This is a genomic window from Sulfurospirillum sp. E15m (assembly GCF_059415145.1).
The window spans coordinates 74,152-89,856 of sequence record NZ_JCAHZS010000003.1; the positions used below are offsets into that span (position 1 = coordinate 74,152).

A 15,705-nucleotide genomic window follows, 5' to 3' on the forward strand; every position below is an offset into this window, starting at 1 on the left:
GAAATTTTAGCCGTTTTTCTTCATAGTGCGAAGTGTCGAAGCAGCAATTCTAATTTTTTGAGTTGTTCCATCTTCAAGTGTCACACGGACAGTTCTTAAGTTTGGAAGGAATCTTCTTTTAGTTTTGTTGTTCGCATGGCTTACGTTGTTTCCAACCATTGGACCTTTTCCAGTAATAGCACATTTTCTTGCCATATCGATATCCTTGTAATTTTTTACCTCGAATTGTACACTAAAGAAGCAAAAGTTATACTTAATTTAGTGAGCCGATGATTATATCGAAATTTTTATAAATTTTGATACAATTTCATTAAATTTATATATGAGATGCCTTAAGTTGTCTCATGTAATGTGTAAAGGTGAACTATGTTAGTGGCTCCAAGTATCTTATCTTGCGATTTTGGAAAATTAAAAGAAGAGATTGAATCAATTTGTAAAGCAGGGTGCGATCTTGTGCATGTGGACGTTATGGATGGTCATTTCGTTCCTAATCTAACTATTGGACCTGTGGTTGTTAAGTCTGTGGCACAAGCGGCTACTAAACCTCTTGATATTCATTTGATGGTCGAAAACAATACTTTTTTTGTTGAACTTTTTGCACCTTTAAAACCCAAATACCTCTCTTTTCATATTGAAGAAGAGAAACATCCGCACCGTTTAATTCAAAGAATTCGTGATTTAGGTATCTCTCCAGCCATTGTTCTTAACCCGCATACGCCACCTTCTGCGATTGAATATTTACTGGAAGATTTGGACATGGTTCTTTTAATGAGTGTTAATCCAGGATTTGGCGGTCAAAAGTTTATCCCCAATGTTTTAGAAAAAGCGCCACTGCTAAAAGAGATGATTCTTAAGCGCAACGCTAAAACACTCATTGAAGTGGATGGTGGCGTTAATAATCAGAATATTCACGCTTTAGCCAATGCTGGGGTTGATATTGTGGTGGCTGGCAATTATGTGTTTGGGGCGAGTGATTATAAACACGCTATTGATTCGCTTAAAGTTTAAACCATGTGGGTTAAAATCTGTGGTATTACGAACCTTGAAGATGCTTTGTGTGCGATAGAAGCGGGAGCAGATGCGCTGGGATTTGTTTTTTATCCAAAGTCGCCTCGTTATATCACGCCAAACGATGCTAAAGCCATTGCGGAAAAATTACCATTACATGTAAAAAAAATCGGGCTTTTTGTGGATGTCTCGCCAGAAGAGGTGAGTTTTACATGTAAAGAGGCGCACATGGATATGGCTCAAATTCAGTTTGACGTCGATGAAGCCTTTTTCAATGCACTCAAAGTACCTTATGTCCGTGTCGTACGTGCGCGTGAAGCAGACGATGTTCGCCAACAGTATAAAGGCTTAATTAGGTTGGTTGATGCCTATGTTGAGGGCTATGGCGGTGCTGGTAAGCGGATTGACCTTTCATGGTTTGAAAATGCAGATTGTGACAATATTATCCTTGCGGGCGGGTTGAGTCCTGAAAACATCGAGCAAATCAAGCCTATGGGATTTTATGGCGTGGATGTCAGCAGTGGCGTTGAGCGAGCCAAAGGCCTAAAAGATCATGCTAAAGTGAGAGCATTTATTCAAAAGGCGAAGGCGTGAGAGCCATCGATAGCTTTATTTACAAAATAACTCAAAAGCCTATTTTCCACAAAGAGTTTTTTGCGAAGATGCGAACATTTAAAGAGCTAGAGCATGTGGATGTGGAAGATTTATCGATGTTAAAGCTTTTGGGACTTCCCATTGCAAAGTACAATAATTATGCGTTTACCATTGAAACCGTCACGACAAAAATCGAAGATGGAAGATTTTGTATTGTCGATATTGAAACGAATGGTTCTAAGCCTAGTGAATATCAGATTATTGAAATCGGTGCTGTGATGATAGAACATGGAAAAACAGTAGCAGAGTTCTCCTCTTTAGCCAAGGCGGATATTTTGCCTGATAGTATTGAACAACTGACGGGCATTACACTAGCTGATCTTCAAAAAGCACCTTCACTCACCTCTGTGTTAGAGGCTTTTCGACTCTTTATCAAAGACGCCGTTTTTGTAGCACACAATGTGAATTTTGACTACTATTTTATTTCTTATGCCTTGGAGCAAGCGGGGTTTGGACCTCTCTTAAACCGAAGGCTCGATACGATTGACTTGGCTAAAAAATGCATCGAAGCTCCTAAATATGGACTCAGCGCTCTCATGCAACACTTAGGCATTGTATTTGAAAATCACCACCGCGCTTTATTTGATGCCAAAGCCACTGCAATTGTTCTGGCAAAAGCGTTAGAAAATTTGCCTGAAGATGTGCGAAGTGTTGAGGATTTGATTGCGTTTACCAAACCCCAACAGCAACGTAAAAAGAAAAAAGAGAAACCTACTGGTACTTCGCTTTAAACGAAATATAGTTTGACGCCGACACGTAAAGCGAAGCTACTTCTTCATCATTTAATTCTCGTATCCATTTGGCGGGATTGCCCATAATAAGCGAACGTGGGGGAAATTTTTTATTTTTTGTGACTAAAGAATTGGCTCCTACAATAGATTCTTTGCCAATGACAGCGCCATCTAAAATGGTAGAACTCATACCAATGAGACACGCATCTTCAATCACACAACCGTGCAACATGACACGATGACCAATCGTGACATTATCGCCTATAAGCGTTGTAAAACCATCACTATGATCTTCTTTTGTATAATGAGTAACATGAATCATGCTGAGGTCTTGCACATTAGTGTTTTGACCGATTTTAATGCTATTGACATCGCCTCTGATGACACAGCCAAACCAAATGGAGCTATTGTCTCCTATGCAGACATCCCCAATGATATCTGCGCTAGGAGCAACAAAGACGCTGTTTCCAACGGTTGGCATAATGCCTTGAAATGCCATCAGCATCCTTAGCTCTCTTTAAAAAGTCTCTTAACGAGCTTTTCGGCTTTATGCGTGCTGTCTTTTTTCTGTGCTTTATAGATTTTGTTCATATAGTCTTCTAAAATCGTATGGTTATTGATAGGTTTATCATCACCGCATACCACTTCAGTATAGTCTCCATCATTGCCTAATATCCAACTAAGAGAGTTGTCACTCAGTTGAAGTTGTAAAATCTCAAAAAGTTTTTGTTGCAACGCTTTGTCAAAAATCGGCGTCATCAGCTCAAGTCTTCGTTCAAGATTACGTGGCATCCAATCGGCGCTTGAGATAAATGTTGTGGTTGGCTCCGCATTTTTAAAGTAAAAAATACGAGCATGTTCTAAGTATTTACCTACAATCGATTTAACGCGAATGTTTTCGCTAACACCTTCAACACCTGGACGCAAGCAGCAGATACCTCGTGCGATAATATCAATCTGTACGCCTTTAATAGACGCTTCATAGAGGGCTTGAATGACATCTGGATCGACTAGTGAGTTCATCTTAACAATAATGCGTCCTTCATTTCCAAATCGTGCTTCATTCTCAATCAGACTAATAACTTTAGGTTTGATTTGCGTTGGCGACATCGAGAGAGTTTCTAGTTTTTTGTGTTTGGAAAACCCTGAGAGAATATGAAAAAATGTGGTACTGTCTTTTGCAAATTCCTCTTTACATGTAAAAAAGCTGGTATCGGTATAAACCTTCGCCGTAGCGCCGTTGTAATTGCCGGTACTAAAGTGCATGTAAAATTTTAATTTTCCATCCTCTTCTTGGCGAATGACTTGTGCGATTTTGGCATGAACTTTAAAGCCCGTAATACCATAAACAACATGTGCTCCAGCTTGTTCTAACGCTTTTGCCCAATGCAAGTTGTTTTCTTCATCAAAACGTGCTTTTAATTCAACCACCGCGGTGACTTGCTTCCCTTCGTTAGCCGCGTCAATTAAGGCTTGGACAATTTGTGAGTTTTTTTCAACACGATACAGTGTCATACGAATAGAGATAACTTTAGGGTCTTTAGAAGCTTCTCGAATCATTCTTAAAACAGGGTCGAAGCTTTCATAAGGGTGAAATAAGATGACATCATTTTTGTCAATCACTTTAAACACAGACTCATTGTTGTCAAAGGGAGGCAAGACTTTTGAGTTGTACGGTGGCAAGGTCAAATGTGAAAAATCTTTATTGCCCACAATTTGCCATAAAGCACCCAAATTGAGCGGAATTTTATAGGTGTATATATCTTTAGAAAAAATTTGCATGTGAGAGTTTAAAAATTCTAAGATATCGCCATCGGCATTGTCTTGAATGTTAAGGCGCACAAACGCACCTTTTCGTCTTAGTTTGAGCCCTTGTTCCATAATCATCATAAAATCATCGGCTTCTTCCTCTTCGATGACCATGTCAGCATTTCGGGTCACTCTAAATGCCGCAGAAGCGATAAGCTTATAACCAGGAAAAATCTCTTCCACATGTTTTTTGACAATCGTCTCAATTGGCACATAGATGTTATCCCCTGCTTGAAAAAAGCGTGGTAATACGCGAGGAATGCGAATCATGCCGTATTTATAATTGCTTTCATCTTCGCTTTCGCTATCTTGCAATTTGACAGCAAGCGAAAAGCTAAGATTGTTAAGATGAGGAAAAGGATGGGTTGCATTGACGGCGATAGGAACAATCACAGGCAAAATATTTGAAAAGAAATACTCATCTGCCAAACGTGCAAGTACGGGACCTAATTCATCGTATGCTTTAATAAAAAGGTTCTCTTTCTCTAAATCAGCAACAATTTCTTCATAACTGTTTTGAATGACCTCTTTTTCACTCGCAAGATAGGCTCTGATTTCACGAAGTTGATCGAGAGGTGTTTTTTGATCGGCTCCTGTCTCAATAACGCCCGCGCTAAAAAGTTGTTTAAGACCTGCCACACGAATCATATAAAATTCATCCAGGTTGGTAGCATAGATGGCTAAAAATTTGAGTCGCTCAAAAAGGGGTAACTCTTTTTTCATGGATTGAGCAAGGACTCTGGTGTTAAACTTGAGCCATGAAAGCTCGCGGTTAAGGTACAGACTAGAGTCGTTTAAATCAGGCACGTTTTATCCTTCATCACAAAATAATTCTAATTATTTTATCAGAAAAATGTTATAAAAAGGTAACGACTTACAATGGTTTAGGCGTAGTTTGAAAAAAGCGGCTCACTTTGGGTGTTATTAGCGGCGTAGCTCTCTTGAGGCTTGGCGAGCAGTTCAGCTTGTTTGGCACGTGCTACTTCAAGTCTTGCTTGCATTTGTAGCATAGAAGCGGTGGATGCGACTTGGTAGTCTGCAGGACTTGGATCAGAAGGTGCAAGAGCGGCAGCTCGAACGGTTTGCATCTTTGCAATCGTCTCTTCAGGCGTGCTGCCTGTTGATGTATCAATACCCACTTCACCTGCGATGGCATAGAGGTTGTTATCGGCTGCTTTTTCATACGTGAAAACGGCACCGCCTCGAATAACACCAGCACCAGCGGCAATATGTGCACGCTCATGCGCATGTACGGCAGTGTCGATAGCACGGAGTTCTGCAATTTGTGCTTCTTGAGCCGCAGTTAGTTTAGGCGTAATAGAAGAATGCTCTTTTTTTTGAGACGACGAATCCGTCTTTGTGGTCGATGAGGTATTGTTGATGCGTAAATATGAGCTATTCAGAAAACTGCCAATTTCCATCGAAAATCTCCTAAGTTGATTTATTATACAACTTTTTGGAGATTACATGTAAAAAAAATTATGCTTTTTTGAGTTTTTCAATTTGGTCGCGTAATTTTGCTGCTTTTTCAAACTCCAAAATTTTTGCGGCTTCATGCATTGCTTTTGTCAGCTCTGCGATAATTTTCTTTTTCTCACTTGGCGGAATTTTATCTTTTTTGTCATACGTGTTATAAATATCTGCATGCTCTTCAAGCTTAAGATTTTCATCCATTTTACGTTTTGTACTGGAAGGCGTAATACCATGTTCTTTATTGTATGCCTCTTGCAAAGCACGCCTTCGCATGGTCGTCTCGATAGCTTTTTGCATCGAATCGGTGATTTTTTCTGCAAACATAAGTACTTTTCCATTGAGATTTCGAGCAGCGCGTCCCATAGTTTGTATGAGGCTCGTCTCAGAGCGCAAAAAGCCTTCTTTGTCGGCATCTAAAATAGCGACCAGTGAGACTTCTGGTAAGTCAAGTCCCTCACGAAGAAGGTTGATTCCCACAAGCACGTCAAATTCTCCCACGCGTAATGAACGAATAATCTGATTGCGCTCGATGGCATCAATATCTGAGTGCATGTATTTGATTTTAATCCCAAGGTCAGCGTAATAACGCGTAAGCTCTTCTGCCATTTTTTTGGTCAATACCGTGACGAGCACTTTCTCATCTTTTGCTATGACTTCTTTGATTTTGTCAAAGAGCATTTCAACTTGGTTTTTACTGCTTAAAATTTCCACTTCGGGGTCTAAAAGTCCTGTCGGACGAATAATTTGTTCCGCAGTATTTTCCCCGCTCAGTTCTAATTCTAACTCTTTGGGTGTGGCACTGACAAAAAGATAACGGGGCGCTTTATGAATAAATTCATCAAACATCAAAGGTCGGTTATCAAGGGCACTAGGAAGTCTAAAACCGTACTCGACGAGGACTTCTTTACGGCTTCTATCGCCTGCGAACATGCCGCGAAATTGCGGAAGGCTGACATGCGATTCATCGACAATGACCAGATACTCTTTATTCATCGCTTCAAAGTAATCAAACAGCGAGTAGGGTGTACCGCCAGGTTCTATTCCTGTCAAATATCGTGCATAGTTTTCGACGCCTTTGCACGCACCTGTACTTTGAAGCATTTCTAAATCAAACTCAACACGCTGTTTAAGGCGTTGGTACTCGACCAGTTTATCTTCTTTCTTGAAATACTCTAAACGTTCATCTAACTCTTGCTCAATGGATTTAATGGCTTTTTGAAGTCTTTCGTGTCCAACGATGAACTGGTTTGCGGCGTAGATAACGACTTTGTTTAAGTTTTGCAATTTTTTATTGAGAAAGACTTCAAAATAGTTGATGCTCTCTACTTCGTCCCCAAAAAATTCGACTCTGATGGCTTCTTCTTCGCTGTAAGCGGGGTAAATGTCAATCACATCCCCACTGACCCTAAAACACCCTCGATCAAAAAAGGTATCGTTACGTTTATAGCCCATATCGACAAGGCGCAACAACAGCTTTTTTTGATTGATGCTCTCGCCCTTTTCGATGACTTGAACCATCTCTTTGTATTCGCTAGGATCACCCAATCCGTAGTTGGCAGAAACCGAAGCAACACAGATAACATCATTAAAGCTGAGTAGTGAAGCCGTGGCACTTAGACGCAAACGCTCTAACTCTTCATTAATGGAGCTGTCTTTTTCGATAAATAAGTCACTTCTAGGAATATAAGCTTCAGGCTGATAATAATCGTAGTAGCTGATAAAATACTCCACATGGTTATTGGGAAAAAAGCCTTTAAATTCACTATAAAGCTGCGCAGCAAGTGTTTTATTATGCGTCATAATGAGGGTGGGCATTTGAAGCTTTTGAATGATTTGAGCCATCGTATAAGTTTTTCCACTACCCGTAACGCCAATCAAGGTTTGATACCGATTGCCTTTTTTGATAGATGCCGTTAGTTTATCAATCGCTTGCGGTTGATCGCCTGAGGGTTGATAAGGACTTTGCAGTTTAAGATTGCTCATAGACACCTTTTTAAGAGATATTGATACTTTTTATTTTTTTTTGTTACAATTATACCAAACAACGCTAATGGAGCCATGAATGTTTGAAGAAGAACGATCAATTAACACACTTAGCCAAAAAATTACTGAATTAGTTGAAAAATATAAAGATCTTTTGGCACAAAATGAAGCGCTTCGTCAAGAAGTTGTTAAAGCTAAAGCACTCAATGAGGCTAAAAGTGTGCAAATAGCCAAACTTGAACAAGATTTGATTAACAAAGATGTGAATGCCGATGATTTACTCAGTAAAATTGAAGCAGTTTTAGGCAAATGAATAAGATAACAATCAGTCTTGGTGGCAAAGATTTTGACATCAAACTAGAGGGCGATTTTGCTTTGAAATTTGAAGCGGATTTCAAAGAACAATTCAAAGGTCGAAGTTCCATCGACCCTAAAGATTTGCTCATGGCATACGTGGGAAAGTGTTATGATAATTTTGTGTTAGAACAAGAGATTACAGCGCTTGTTACCAAAATAGAAGAGGTTTAAGTCGGGCTTTAAAAACATTGTTATAAAATGATTTCTAAATGCTCAATAAGTGTATTGAACATACATACAATTCAAGGAGAAAACATGAAAAAAGGTTTCACGATGATCGAGTTGATCTTCGTTATTGTTATTTTAGGTATCTTGGCAGCAGTGGCATTACCAAGACTTACATCAACTGCAACCGATGCAAAAATTGGTGCAGCAGAAGCATTTATTGGCACACTTAATCGTTCTGTCGCTCCAGCAATGTGGTCTCGTTCAATGAGAGATAGTAATGGTTCAATTAAGACAAACTTTACTTTAGCTGATTATACAGATATCCCTAAAGGTTTTGCTTTAACTGGGAATGGATTGGGTGATTGCCGTAATACTGGTGATGGTAATGGTTCTAAAGTAGCTACTTTTGGATCTCCTGGCTTACCAGCATCAGAAGATGTTTATTGTCGCGATGGCAACTCAACTTCTGCTCCAATGTTTGGTTTTTCTGCTGACTTAAACGTTTCTGTTCAAACTAATAAAACAAATTAATAATATCTATAAAGAGAGGAGAGTGATAGACTTTCCTCTCTTTTATAACGTAATTTTTTGATATCAAAGGATAGTATTGAAAAAAGCTTTCACAATGGTAGAATTAATTTTTGTATTGGTTATTATCGGTATTCTCTCTGCTATTGCCATTCCTAGACTTGGTGGGGTACGTGAAGATGCTATTATTTCAAAAGGTAGAGCAGAAGTCTCTTCTATTCGTGCTGGTATAGCACTTTTGAGATCACAAAGATTATTAGAAAGCAATACTACGCGACCACAAAAACTTGATGATACTACTGACCATACACATGAAACACCATTATTTAATGGGGGCTCTCAAGGAAATATTCTCTCCTCTCCTATTTATGCCATGAAAGAAAATGGCAGTGATGGTTGGTATAAAATGAGTGATACGAGATATGATTATTATATCAGTGGTACGGCTGTTGAATTTACATATACGCCTAATAGTGGTACATTTGATTGTAATGCTACCAATGCCACAACTGGTAAAAATTGTAAGCTTTTAACGCGATAAAATGTGTTTTACTACCATATCTCTCTTTTAAAATCCCCGCTTTCTTTTTTAACCTATCAGTCGGAGCAATCTTACAGCATTGGGAGTGTTGTGGATGTGACACTTTCAAAGCGAACGACACAAGGTGTTGTGATAGCTGAAGTTGAAAAGCCAAGCTTTGAATGCGAGAGCATCTCTTTTACATGTAAAACATTTTACAGTGATAAAACGATAGAGCTTGCTCGTTTTATCGCCGAGTATTATGTCTGTTCTTTGGGGGAAGCATTGGCGCTGTTTATTCCTCAAAAACGTGAAAATGTTTTACATGTAAAAGAGTTACTGCATACCACTATTGTGTTATCTTTAGAACAACAAAACGCTTATGATTTTGTGCAACACCATGCTTCTTCTCTTCTTTTTGGTGATACAGGAAGTGGTAAAACTGAAATTTATATGAAGCTGTTTGAACAATGCATTAATGAAGGCAAACAAGCCATTTTTTTACTGCCAGAGATTGGACTAACGCCTCAAATGCGTCATCGTTTAAAAGAGCATTTTGGGAGTCGTGTTGGTATTTGGCACTCAAAAATCAGTGCGAAGAGAAAAGAAAAAATTCTTGAAGAGCTCGAAGAGGGTACTATCAACATTATAGCAGGTACGCGTTCGGCACTTTTTTTACCGATGCAACGCCTTGGATTAATTGTGGTGGATGAAGAACACGATGAAAGTTATAAATCAGGCTCAAGGCCTCGTTATAATGCCAAAGATTTGAGTTTACTGTTTGGTCAGAAATTAGGCTGTAAGGTTCTTTTAGGCAGTGCAACGCCTACACTTGCAAGTTTTTATAAACTTCCTTCGTTTAGGCTTCAAGGAACTTTTTTTGATTCTTCTAGCCATATACTGTATGATGAAGGTGAACACGGTATTAGTGCTATGATGCTTCAATCCATTCAAAAAGCGCTTGATGCTCAAAAGCAAGTGGTGGTTTTTCTTCCCACACGTGCTAATTTTAAATACATTACATGTAAAGCATGCGGCGCGCACGTTGAGTGTCCTTATTGTAGTGTTGGTATGAGTTTGCATCAGCATATGAATGCCCTAAAATGTCACTACTGCAACTACACCGAAATCATTCCTACGGTTTGCCCCAAATGCGGACATGAAGAGATTGTGGCGCAACGTCTTGGTACAGCCGAAGTGGCCCAAAAACTTCAAGCGTATTTTAATCACTCTGTTGTTCAGCAGTTTGATAGAGATATTGTGCGAACGGAAAAACAGTTGAGTGAAATTTTGGAACGTTTTAATGAGCATAAGATAGACATCATGGTTGGGACACAAATGCTCTCAAAAGGGCATGATTATCACGATGTCAGTCTTGCCGTTGTTTTAGGGGTAGATGCACTTTTAGGCATGAGTGATTTTAGAGCACGTGAAAAAACGTTAGCTTTGGTCAAACAAATTGCAGGAAGAAGCGGTAGAAAAGGCTATGGTGAAGTGTTGATTCAAACGCAAAACCGTGATTTTTTTGAAAAATATATGCGCGATTTTGATCTGTTTTTGCATGATGAACTTGTCTTTCGTAAAACGCTTTATCCTCCTTTTAAAAAAATGCTTCGACTTATGAGCGCGCATAGCAAAGAGGAAAAAGCTGAAGCGTTAATCAAAGAGGCTTCTATCATTGCCCAAAAATTTCCTTTGGTTGAAATTGTCGGATTTGGCAAAGCGACCATTGGTAAAATCGCAGGAAAATACCGTTTTGAACTTTTAGCCAGAAGTGATTCGAGTAAAGCGTTACTCTCTTTCGCACATAGCCTCAAACACTTAAAAATTGAAGCAGATATGGATCCTCTTTCGTTTTCTTAATTCCAAAAAAGATATAATCCTTCTAATTTTAAACAGCTAAAGCCATGGATACGCAGACGCGTTGGCTTATAAATGAAAGCGATATAACATGATAAAACGATACCCCACCAAACAAATTTTTGTTGGCAAAGTGCCTATTGGAGGCGATGCCAAAATCCCTGTACAGTCGATGACGTTCTCAAAGACACATGATGTAAAAGCCACTTTGGAGCAAATCAGGCGATTGCATTTTGCCGGATGCGATATTGTGCGACTGGCTGTGCCTGATTATGACGATGCGCATGCGCTTAAAGCCATCAAAAAAGAAGCAACACTTCCCATTGTCGCGGACATTCATTTCAATTACCGTTTAGCACTTATTGCGGCTGAAGTTGTAGATTGTATTCGCATTAATCCTGGCAATATTGGCAATAAAGAGCGTGTTAAAGAGGTCGTAAAAGCCTGCAATGAGCGCAATATTCCTATTCGCATTGGTGTCAATAGTGGCAGTTTGGAACGTGAATTTGATGAAAAATACGGTCCCACAGCCAAAGGTATGGTAGAGTCTGCTCTTTATAACATCAAATACCTTGAAGACTTAGGCTTTACCAATATGAAAGTCTCTCTTAAAGCCAGTGATGTGGAACGTACCGTTGAGGCGTATCGTATGTTAAGACCTCTTGTGGAGTATCCGTTTCATTTAGGCGTCACAGAGGCAGGAACGTTATTTCACTCAACGATTAAATCTTCGATTGCGTTGGGTTCACTTCTTTTGGATGGTATTGGCGATACGCTTCGTGTTTCTATCACAGGAGAGCTTGAAGAAGAGATTAAAGTCGGGCGCGCTATTTTAAAAGACAGTGGCGTTGAGGCTGAAGGCTTAAACATCATCTCGTGTCCTACTTGCGGACGATTGGAAGCCAATCTTGTCAATGCGGTTGCAGAAGTAGAGCGTCGTACAAAACACATTAAAGCGCCTCTTAATATCTCTGTCATGGGATGCGTGGTCAATGCTATCGGTGAAGCAAAACACGCGGATGTCGCCATTGCATTTGGTAAAGGACAAGGACTGGTGATGGTTAAAGGTGAAGTGGTTGCAAAGCTCAAAGAAGATGATTTGGTCGATAAATTTTTAGAAGCAGTTGAGCTGGCCGCCAAGGAGTATAAAGCATGAGTAATTTGCACAATGTCAATATCGAACGTTCCGTTTTAAGCTCAGTTTTATTTAATCCTGCGACGTTTGAAGATGTTGCCGCAATGCTTAATGCCAAAGATTTCTATTTACCGAGCCATCGTTATATCTTTGAGGCGATGGAAGCGTGCGAGAGAGAAGATTTGCCGATTGATGAAGAGTTTATCAAGAAAAAGCTCAATCAACAAGGACGTTTTGATGAAGATGCGATGCTGGAAATTCTCTCAACCAATCCTCTTCCAGCAACCAAAGCCTATGTAGAAGAGATCAAAGAAAAAGCGATTAAGCGAGAACTTGTTCAGCTGACAAGTGATATTAAAGAGATTGCCGTCGAAAAAGATTTACCTTCCACCGATGTTGTGGACTTGGTGCAACAAAAACTCTACCAGATTACGCAAGAAAATGGAAGTCGCGAATTTCGTGAATCACCTGAAATGACACATGCCACCATCGCACATATCCATGAGATGAAAAAACGTGGCAATTCAGGGGTTGTGGGTGTCGATACAGGATTTGTGGAAATCAATAAACTTACAACCGGTTTTGGTGAAGGTGACTTAATTATTGTAGCGGCACGTCCTGCTATGGGTAAAACAGCGTTTTGTCTTAACCTTGCTCAAAATGCATTGGACCGCAGTCGTGGTGTGGCTATCTTCTCGCTTGAGATGCCTGCTGAACAGTTGATGCTCAGGATGCTCAGTGCAAAAACCTCTATACCCCTTCAAAAGCTTAAAGTGGGCGATATGAGTGATGAGCAGTGGGGGCATTTAACCAGAGCGGCAGATGAGATGAGTAAACGCAAGTTCTTCGTGGATGATAATGGCTCTGTTGATATTCACCAAGTGCGTGCAAAACTGAGAAAACTAAAAAGCCAGCATCCTGAAATTTCATTGGCGATTATCGATTATTTACAGTTAATGACCTCTGGTGGAAATAAAGATCGTCACTTAGAAGTCAGTGACATTAGTCGTGGCTTGAAACTACTTGCTAGAGAGCTACATATACCAATTATTGCGCTTTCACAGCTCAATCGTGGACTAGAGGGTCGTAGTGATAAACGCCCAATGCTTAGTGACCTTAGGGAATCGGGTGCCATTGAGCAAGATGCCGATATGATTTTATTTGTGTATCGTGATGATGTGTATAAAATCCGCGAAGAAAAAGAAAAAGAGCAAAAAGCCAGAGCTGAAGGCAAAGAGTATAAAAGCAACTTTTTTGAAAAACCAGAAGAGCATGCGGAAGTCATCGTAGGAAAAAATAGAAATGGACCTGTAGGTGTTGCAAACTTAATGTTCCAAAAAGCGTGTACGCGCTTTGTCGATGGCGGAGCAAAAGTGCCGATAGAAATTGTATATAACGATGCTAATTTAGACGTTAAAGAGGCGAAGATTAGCTTGCCTCCTCTCTAACAGATGCTTAGTGTTCCACTCCTTAGCAACAAAAAAGAGTTTTTTGTTCTTTTAGGGGTGGTCATTAGCATTGCTCTTTTTTCACTCATTTTTGAATTTTACCGCTATACAAGACTCACACAAGAACCTTTACATGTCAGCAAAGCTACTGTTTTAAACCATTATGAAAAAACAAATGTTCAAGGGCGAAGTTACGATGTTTTGAAATTGAAATTAGATGACAGTGGCGCACAGATGTATACGACTTCATGGAAGCAAATCAATGTTTCATTTCAAGACCGTGTTAAAGTTAAATTTAAAACAGATAAACTCACGTTTATTGATTTTTTAAAAGGTTTTTACGCACCTTCGCTTTCGTTGTATCCTATCTATGAAGACCATCCACCTTTTAATGGCAAAAAATTGTACGCATGGATAGATGAACAACATGAGAGTGAAGTCATGGCAGAAGTGTATAAAACACTTTTTTTTGCAACGCCTCTTTCAAAAGAATTGCGAGACGATGTCCAAAAGTGGGGCATTTCACATTTGGTGGCAATCAGCGGATTTCATTTAGGGGTACTTAGTTTTATTCTTTTTACGCTTCTAAATCCACTCTATCGTTTTTTCCAAAACAGATATTTTCCTTACCGTAATGCAATGGCGGATGTTGGTATCATCGTCTTTATTTTGCTGTACGGTTATATGGAATTGATACAATTTACCCCTTCTTTCATGCGCTCTTTTGTGATGAGTGTTGTTGGATTTTTTCTGTTTTCACGAGGTATAAAAATACTTTCTTTTGGGACATTGGGGCTGAGTGCGATGTTTTTATTGGCATTTATCCCGTCGCTCCTTTTTTCACTCTCTTTTTGGTTTTCGGTTGCAGGTGTTTTTTATCTCTTTTTATTTTTGCATCATTTCTCTCATCTCAATCGTTTTATGTTACTGGCTGTGATGGATTTAGGTATATTTTTCTTAATGGTTCCTATTGTGCATACTTTTTTCCCTGTTTTTACCTTTTTACAGCTGACGTCACCTTTTAGCAGTTTAGTGTTTATCGTTTTTTATCCCTTGTCACTTTTTTTACATGTCATTCATTGTGGTGGCATTTTAGATGGGTATTTGCTAGCGTTTTTACATGTAAAAACGCTCAGCTATACTTTAATTTTTCCTGTGTGGTTTTTGGGAGGATATATTGGATTGTCGCTGTTAGCTATTCGGTTTCGATTCGGTGTTTTCCTCTGCTTGGGCATCAGTTTTTTGAGTCTCTTTTTCATTCAGTAAAAAACAGAATTTAAGACCATAAAGATAGATAAACCATGAAAAATAAATCCATAAAAAGAAGAAAAGTAAAATACTAAATGAGCCATAAATACTAAGATAGGTTTTGTTGTAACTAACATAATAGACAAAAAGTATTTTAGAAATATACCAACAAAGTGACGCTACAAATGAGGCAATAAGAGCGCTTTTTAAGTGAATTTTTGTTTTGGCAGAAACGCTGTACATGATGAGAAAAAGTAACCAAATAATAAAATACGGTGTAAAGCGTACCAAGTTTATCGAGCTTGTCATCGCATTTTTATCAAGAAATTCCTGCACCAATGAAGAGCTATAAAAAAAGATAATGAGTCCTAAAGGCATCAGGGTAACCATCGTCCAATATGTTGAAAGCGCTTCCCAAAAACTGCGTCTGGGTATCTCAAAAATTTTACTTACAATTTTTTCATAATCTAAAAAGAACATGATGGAGATGTATAACACAAAAATCATTCCGACAACACCCATATTGCTTGTGTTGGCAATAAAATCACGCAAGTACTGAATCATAATGTCTTGTTGCGTTGGAATAAGTGAGCTAAAGATAAAACCTTGCAGTCTTTCATAATAGACTTCAAAAAGAGGCATTTTAGTAAAAAGGCTAAACGTAATCAGAAGAATAGGGATGAGGGATAAAATCGTATGAAAGCTAAGAGAAGAGGCGTAGTGCGCTAGCTCTACGTCTCTTAATTTTTTGAAAAATTGGACACAATTTTGAGTGCTGAACAC

General features: G+C 39.1%; 17 protein-coding genes. 11 read left to right on the forward strand and 6 right to left on the reverse strand.

Translation table 11 applies throughout. The features are described 5' to 3' along the window. Positions 1-6 precede the first annotated feature (6 nt). Positions 7-195, reverse strand: a complete 189-nt coding sequence (gene rpmB / locus AC5SLP_RS05900; RefSeq protein WP_495254225.1) for a 50S ribosomal protein L28 — start codon at positions 193-195, stop codon at positions 7-9. Positions 196-366: 171 nt separating this feature from the next. Between rpmB and rpe the strand changes: the two genes are divergently transcribed. From rpe to AC5SLP_RS05915, 3 genes are read left to right on the forward strand one after another with little or no spacing between them, the layout of a single operon-like run. Beyond that, a complete protein-coding gene (rpe, locus tag AC5SLP_RS05905) occupies positions 367-1,008 on the forward strand; it encodes a ribulose-phosphate 3-epimerase (RefSeq protein ID WP_495254226.1) in 642 nt (213 codons plus the stop codon). A 3-nt stretch (positions 1,009-1,011) separates the two neighbouring features. Continuing rightward, positions 1,012-1,602 carry a phosphoribosylanthranilate isomerase gene (locus AC5SLP_RS05910; RefSeq protein ID WP_495254227.1) on the forward strand — a complete coding sequence of 197 codons (591 nt, stop codon included), beginning with the start codon at positions 1,012-1,014 and terminating at the stop codon, positions 1,600-1,602. Then, positions 1,599-2,393, forward strand: a complete 795-nt coding sequence (locus AC5SLP_RS05915) for a 3'-5' exonuclease (protein WP_495254228.1) — start codon at positions 1,599-1,601, stop codon at positions 2,391-2,393. Before AC5SLP_RS05910 ends, AC5SLP_RS05915 begins: the two co-directional genes overlap by 4 nt. Here AC5SLP_RS05915 and AC5SLP_RS05920 read toward each other — a convergent pair. From AC5SLP_RS05920 to uvrB, 4 genes are all read right to left on the reverse strand, one after another. Then, complete coding sequence (locus AC5SLP_RS05920) at positions 2,374-2,898, reverse strand: gamma carbonic anhydrase family protein (protein ID WP_495254229.1); 525 nt, start codon at positions 2,896-2,898, stop codon at positions 2,374-2,376. The two genes, AC5SLP_RS05915 and AC5SLP_RS05920, sit on opposite strands and share 20 nt — an antisense overlap. Before the next feature lie 2 nt (positions 2,899-2,900). Then, positions 2,901-5,009 carry an RNA degradosome polyphosphate kinase gene (locus AC5SLP_RS05925; RefSeq protein WP_495254230.1) on the reverse strand — a complete coding sequence of 703 codons (2,109 nt, stop codon included), beginning with the start codon at positions 5,007-5,009 and terminating at the stop codon, positions 2,901-2,903. 77 nt (positions 5,010-5,086) lie between these two features. Beyond that, positions 5,087-5,623 carry a putative metalloprotease CJM1_0395 family protein gene (locus AC5SLP_RS05930; protein ID WP_495254231.1) on the reverse strand — a complete coding sequence of 179 codons (537 nt, stop codon included), beginning with the start codon at positions 5,621-5,623 and terminating at the stop codon, positions 5,087-5,089. A gap of 58 nt (positions 5,624-5,681) precedes the next feature. Further along, a complete protein-coding gene (gene uvrB / locus AC5SLP_RS05935) occupies positions 5,682-7,658 on the reverse strand; it encodes an excinuclease ABC subunit UvrB (protein ID WP_495254232.1) in 1,977 nt (658 codons plus the stop codon). A gap of 79 nt (positions 7,659-7,737) precedes the next feature. Here uvrB and AC5SLP_RS05940 point away from each other — a divergent pair, with 79 nt between their 5' ends. The 8 genes from AC5SLP_RS05940 to AC5SLP_RS05975 all read left to right on the forward strand — a co-directional run bounded on the left by AC5SLP_RS05940 (position 7,738) and on the right by AC5SLP_RS05975 (position 14,940). Next, positions 7,738-7,971, forward strand: coding sequence for a hypothetical protein (locus AC5SLP_RS05940; RefSeq protein ID WP_495254233.1), 234 nt, complete (start codon positions 7,738-7,740; stop codon positions 7,969-7,971). Then, positions 7,968-8,186 (forward strand): hypothetical protein, encoded by a 219-nt coding sequence (locus AC5SLP_RS05945; RefSeq protein WP_495254234.1) that lies wholly within the window; start codon positions 7,968-7,970, stop codon positions 8,184-8,186. Before AC5SLP_RS05940 ends, AC5SLP_RS05945 begins: the two co-directional genes overlap by 4 nt. 84 nt (positions 8,187-8,270) lie before the next feature. Continuing rightward, positions 8,271-8,714 carry a type IV pilin protein gene (locus tag AC5SLP_RS05950; RefSeq protein WP_495254235.1) on the forward strand — a complete coding sequence of 148 codons (444 nt, stop codon included), beginning with the start codon at positions 8,271-8,273 and terminating at the stop codon, positions 8,712-8,714. Between the two features lie 76 nt (positions 8,715-8,790). Beyond that, the gene (locus AC5SLP_RS05955; RefSeq protein WP_495254236.1) at positions 8,791-9,252 is read left to right on the forward strand and encodes a type II secretion system protein; all 462 of its coding nucleotides are present in this window, start codon (positions 8,791-8,793) and stop codon (positions 9,250-9,252) included. A gap of 3 nt (positions 9,253-9,255) precedes the next feature. Then, positions 9,256-11,094 (forward strand): primosomal protein N', encoded by a 1,839-nt coding sequence (locus AC5SLP_RS05960; RefSeq protein ID WP_495254237.1) that lies wholly within the window; start codon positions 9,256-9,258, stop codon positions 11,092-11,094. Between the two features lie 88 nt (positions 11,095-11,182). Continuing rightward, on the forward strand, positions 11,183-12,247 hold the full coding sequence (ispG, locus tag AC5SLP_RS05965; protein WP_495254238.1) for a flavodoxin-dependent (E)-4-hydroxy-3-methylbut-2-enyl-diphosphate synthase: 1,065 nt from the start codon (positions 11,183-11,185) through the stop codon (positions 12,245-12,247). After that, positions 12,244-13,674, forward strand: coding sequence for a replicative DNA helicase (locus AC5SLP_RS05970; RefSeq protein WP_495254239.1), 1,431 nt, complete (start codon positions 12,244-12,246; stop codon positions 13,672-13,674). Before ispG ends, AC5SLP_RS05970 begins: the two co-directional genes overlap by 4 nt. Positions 13,675-13,677: 3 nt before the next feature. Then, positions 13,678-14,940, forward strand: a complete 1,263-nt coding sequence (locus AC5SLP_RS05975; RefSeq protein WP_495254240.1) for a ComEC/Rec2 family competence protein — start codon at positions 13,678-13,680, stop codon at positions 14,938-14,940. On the opposite strand, the gene AC5SLP_RS05980 is transcribed toward AC5SLP_RS05975, so the two are convergent. Further along, positions 14,866-15,705, reverse strand: coding sequence for a YihY family inner membrane protein (locus tag AC5SLP_RS05980; RefSeq protein WP_495254241.1), 840 nt, complete (start codon positions 15,703-15,705; stop codon positions 14,866-14,868). The genes AC5SLP_RS05975 and AC5SLP_RS05980 overlap by 75 nt on opposite strands.

What these genes read in the sequence shown, in the direction of transcription:
- rpmB (WP_495254225.1), bottom strand. Translation starts at nt 195, where the DNA reads ATGGCAAGAAAATGTGCTATTACTGGAAAAGGTCCAATGGTTGGAAAC.
- rpe (WP_495254226.1), top strand. Translation starts at nt 367, where the DNA reads ATGTTAGTGGCTCCAAGTATCTTATCTTGCGATTTTGGAAAATTAAAA.
- AC5SLP_RS05910 (WP_495254227.1), top strand. Translation starts at nt 1,012, where the DNA reads ATGTGGGTTAAAATCTGTGGTATTACGAACCTTGAAGATGCTTTGTGT.
- AC5SLP_RS05920 (WP_495254229.1), bottom strand. Translation starts at nt 2,898, where the DNA reads ATGCTGATGGCATTTCAAGGCATTATGCCAACCGTTGGAAACAGCGTC.
- AC5SLP_RS05930 (WP_495254231.1), bottom strand. Translation starts at nt 5,623, where the DNA reads ATGGAAATTGGCAGTTTTCTGAATAGCTCATATTTACGCATCAACAAT.
- uvrB (WP_495254232.1), bottom strand. Translation starts at nt 7,658, where the DNA reads ATGAGCAATCTTAAACTGCAAAGTCCTTATCAACCCTCAGGCGATCAA.
- AC5SLP_RS05940 (WP_495254233.1), top strand. Translation starts at nt 7,738, where the DNA reads ATGTTTGAAGAAGAACGATCAATTAACACACTTAGCCAAAAAATTACT.
- AC5SLP_RS05945 (WP_495254234.1), top strand. Translation starts at nt 7,968, where the DNA reads ATGAATAAGATAACAATCAGTCTTGGTGGCAAAGATTTTGACATCAAA.
- AC5SLP_RS05950 (WP_495254235.1), top strand. Translation starts at nt 8,271, where the DNA reads ATGAAAAAAGGTTTCACGATGATCGAGTTGATCTTCGTTATTGTTATT.
- ispG (WP_495254238.1), top strand. Translation starts at nt 11,183, where the DNA reads ATGATAAAACGATACCCCACCAAACAAATTTTTGTTGGCAAAGTGCCT.
- AC5SLP_RS05970 (WP_495254239.1), top strand. Translation starts at nt 12,244, where the DNA reads ATGAGTAATTTGCACAATGTCAATATCGAACGTTCCGTTTTAAGCTCA.
- AC5SLP_RS05975 (WP_495254240.1), top strand. Translation starts at nt 13,678, where the DNA reads ATGCTTAGTGTTCCACTCCTTAGCAACAAAAAAGAGTTTTTTGTTCTT.